A 3,680-nucleotide genomic window follows, 5' to 3' on the forward strand; every position below is an offset into this window, starting at 1 on the left:
CAAAATTAGTTAAAAAATGTATCGTACAAAAAAATGAGCTCATTTCTCAAAATAACTAGCTGTAGAGAAAGGAAAATTTCATTTTGGGTCTACTTCAAAATTTTAGCTTGATGGGCATGTGGTACTACCCCTATTAACCTTGGCAGAACAATATTTATAACAAGAATGGGTAGTAAGTATTTTTAGGTATATAGCGATATGATGATACCCCAGAACAAAACAACTTAACATGGTAAAATTATATTTGGATAGGAGTCCAATACATATTATTAAAATTAAAATTGTTCAGGCCGGAGGAAGGCGCCCTTGGGGTCTTTTCTTTTTTTCAAAAGCACCTGCTCAATTAATCCCTAAAAACTTAAGGTAAAGTGAACCTGTTAAAATACATGGAATGAACCCTAGTTTTGCCCTCTTATCTAAAGGAGGAACTATTATTATGGGATATGGTGGTACTTGCGGTGAAGGCTGCGGTTTTGCTTTATTAGTTGTATTATTTATTCTATTAATCATTATCGGATGCAGTTGCTTCTGTTAAAAAACTATTAGAAAAGGCATCTTAGGGTATCTTTTCTTTTTTCTTAAAAGGGGCTTTCCAGCGCTTCGAAAAAAAGCACACTAAGGGTATGCAAGATTTTATACAGTTTTTCGGCTAATCCAGTAACAAACGAGAACCTTAAAAGCGCGCCAGGATAGAAATGTATAAAAAAATGAATAGAGTAAAAAGGCTGATTCCTTGTGATAGTAGTGATTTACTTTTACACTTGCTACCGATACTGATGCCTTATGTTGACTAGTTGTGAATACATTATACATATGTTTTTAAGAGTAAAATAATAAATATGAAATTTCACCCTTAAATGGTAAGATTATTCAGAATGATCAATTTATAAGTAAAGATAAAGGGTCAAAAAGGAATGGTTGAATATTACATTGAACTATGTACAAGAATGTATGAAATAAATAAGTCAATTGTAAAAGGAAAGGAACTAGATTTTTTCCTTTCTTTTGTAAAAGATAAAAAGATGAAAGTGCTCGAACCAATGTGTGGAAATGAGCGAATGCTTAGTCCATTTATGTAAGAAGGAGTCTTCTTGCTAAAATGATAAAATCTCTCCGTAAACGTCCAATAGCCTTAAAATATACCAAAATTGAGAAATATGAAAAAGACACTCTTATAAGTGCCCTTCTTAGCAACTAAGTCCGCTGCAGCTACTACCATAACCCATATGAATTCCTCCTGTAAAAGGATATTTTAAGTTCATATTTAATTATTAAAATAAACCGCACCAAAGTTTTCATTAAATCTTTTACACCAAACAGAAACCGAACCATATTCATTTACATCTATTCCTTCAGGAATTTCGTAGTTTTGATCTCCTTTATTTCCCTTTAATTTTCCTAATTCAATATACTGATAGTTTTTCACGTCTTCATTATTTTTCAAACGATTTGTAGGAACTAATACAACTCGTACATCTGGCCCATTAGATGTTGCAAAATTAGAAAGTCGTAAAACACGTTTTCCATCTGCTAATTGGTGAATTTTTGCCGTTCCGGTTGTTTCATGGACACCGTTTTGAAACTGACCTTCCCTTATTACTCGATCACTTTGCTGCTTTATTTCAGTTGATTGTATCTCTGCTTGTGGCAATGATTCATTTACGTGCTTATCAATAAATAATTTCTCTGGTCGGAACAATGACCATAAAATCCCCAATACAATTATCAAACCACCTATAAGCCATACATATTTTCTTTTCATAAAGTAAAAAACCTCCTGTAACATACTGTGTAGTAGTATGTTAACAAGAAGGTCTTTCATTTTTCTAACATAAATGTTACAAAAGTCTTTCAGCCATCTTATTTTTTTACTGATGTGATGGGAAGAGTGAACCAAAATTCACTTCCCTGCTTACCATCTGCGCGATTCCTTACACCAATTTCCCCTTTGTGCATTTCAATTAATGATTTTGCAATAGCTAATCCAAGTCCGGAACCTCCAGATTGTGAACTTCTTGATCGATCTGTTCTAAAAAAGCGTTCAAATACACGTAATTGATCATTTGGAGAAATTCCTATTCCTTCATCCCGCAAAGTGAATTGGACCTTTTGAGTTAGTTTATTTTCCACTACAGTCAACTCGATTGTTCCAGAGATAGGAGAATATCGAATTGCATTATGTAATAAATTACCTATGACCCTTTCTATTTTACAAGGCATAATCAAAAGTTGAGGTAATGTATCAGGGACCTCCAATTGCACATGGATTTGTTTGTCCCCTAATAAGACAGAATGTGACTCTAATACATCTAATAGAACTTTATCTAAATGTGTGAAACTTGGGTGAAAATCTACTTGCTCAAACTCTAACTTTGAAAGATCAAATAAGTCGTTAATTAATCCATTTAATCTTTCTATTTCTTTTAAAACCGTTGCTAAGTATTGCTTTTTCATTTCAGGATCTTCAATCAGGTTATCTTGTAATGCTTCTATCATCATTTGCATACTAGCCATAGGTGTTCGTAAGTCATGTGAGATATTGGTAATTAGCTCCTTACGAGAGTTTTCCTGTTCCTCTAACTTAGTAAACCCTTCTTCTAATTTTTTTGCCATCTGTTGAAAGGCTGTTGCTAATTCTTTAAACTCACGTGGTTCTTGCCCAATTATATACATTGTTTCAAAGTGTCTATCACTAAATTGTTTCGTCAATTTTATTAAATTTTGTATAGATCTCATGATAGGACGTGTCATTAACCAATAAATAAACGTTGAAATAATGAATGCCACAAATGCAATTACTGTTAATAACCGCGTTTGTTCCTGTTCAAGTAACATTTTGGTCTCACTATACCATATAGCAATTACCATAATACTGGTACTTAATAGATTCATGAGTAACAATTGAATACGTAATCTCATGTTTCATTTCCTCCATTTGGCTCAAAGCGATATCCTATACCCCAGACTGTATGAATCCAACGATTCTTTATCGTATGCTTCTCGAGCTTTTCACGTAAACGACTCACTAATACGGTAACTGTGTTTGATGCCCCTTCATGTCCAAAATCCCAAATTAATTCAAGAAGCTGCGAGCGAGAAAATACTTGTTTTGGATGCTTTGCCATGAGATAAAGTACTTCAAACTCTTTCACCGTTAACTCCACTTCCTTATCACAAACAAGTACATATCTTGTCTTTGGGTATATTTTTAAATCTGGAAACTCTATCACTTCCAACAGGGATTCTTTCGCTTGTATTGGCACATGACTTCCTCTTCTTAGTATAATTTGAACCCTTAATACTAATTCACGAGGGGAAAATGGCTTTGTTAAATAATCATCTGCCCCCATTGTTAAGCCTAAAATCCGATCCCTTTCCTCTCCCTTAGCAGTTAACATAATAATAGGGACATTTGACTGTTGACGAATTTCCTCACATAATTCCCATCCATCTTTTTTTGGCATCATCAAATCTAATATAATTAAATCTGGTTGATGTGTAAGAAATAAATCCCAACCTTCTTTACCATTTACAGCTGTATAAACTTCATATTCTTCTCTTTCTAAATATCGTTTGCATACTTCTCGAATATTTTCTTCATCTTCTACGATTAAAATTCTTTTCTTCATATACTATCCTCACTTCTTTTTCACCAATAACACAAAATTTTTTTCTATTAT

Annotated in this window: 4 protein-coding genes and 1 pseudogene; 2 read left to right on the forward strand and 3 right to left on the reverse strand. The window is 33.3% G+C overall.

The genetic code is table 11. The annotated features are described in order from the left end of the window. Positions 1–436 precede the first annotated feature (436 nt). Together ACQGSG_RS27525 and ACQGSG_RS27530 are read left to right on the forward strand one after the other, a co-directional pair. The gene (locus ACQGSG_RS27525) at positions 437–535 is read left to right on the forward strand and encodes a YjcZ family sporulation protein (RefSeq protein WP_074595434.1); all 99 of its coding nucleotides are present in this window, start codon (positions 437–439) and stop codon (positions 533–535) included. A gap of 379 nt (positions 536–914) precedes the next feature. Further along, positions 915–1,076: pseudogene (locus tag ACQGSG_RS27530) on the forward strand (SAM-dependent methyltransferase); the annotation flags it as partial. Positions 1,077–1,264: 188 nt separating this feature from the next. Here ACQGSG_RS27530 and ACQGSG_RS27535 read toward each other — a convergent pair. The 3 genes from ACQGSG_RS27535 to ACQGSG_RS27545 all read right to left on the reverse strand — a co-directional run bounded on the left by ACQGSG_RS27535 (position 1,265) and on the right by ACQGSG_RS27545 (position 3,629). Continuing rightward, on the reverse strand, positions 1,265–1,762 hold the full coding sequence (locus tag ACQGSG_RS27535) for a DM13 domain-containing protein (RefSeq protein WP_000824728.1): 498 nt from the start codon (positions 1,760–1,762) through the stop codon (positions 1,265–1,267). Between the two features lie 98 nt (positions 1,763–1,860). Then, positions 1,861–2,919 carry a sensor histidine kinase gene (locus ACQGSG_RS27540; protein WP_002098245.1) on the reverse strand — a complete coding sequence of 353 codons (1,059 nt, stop codon included), beginning with the start codon at positions 2,917–2,919 and terminating at the stop codon, positions 1,861–1,863. Continuing rightward, positions 2,916–3,629 (reverse strand): response regulator transcription factor, encoded by a 714-nt coding sequence (locus tag ACQGSG_RS27545; RefSeq protein WP_000746049.1) that lies wholly within the window; start codon positions 3,627–3,629, stop codon positions 2,916–2,918. The genes ACQGSG_RS27540 and ACQGSG_RS27545 overlap by 4 nt, the downstream gene beginning before the upstream one ends. Between the last annotated feature and the right edge of the window lie 51 nt (positions 3,630–3,680).

Source organism: Bacillus sp. GMa5/1 (assembly GCF_050172015.1).
Lineage (GTDB): Bacteria > Bacillota > Bacilli > Bacillales > Bacillaceae_G > Bacillus_A > Bacillus_A cereus.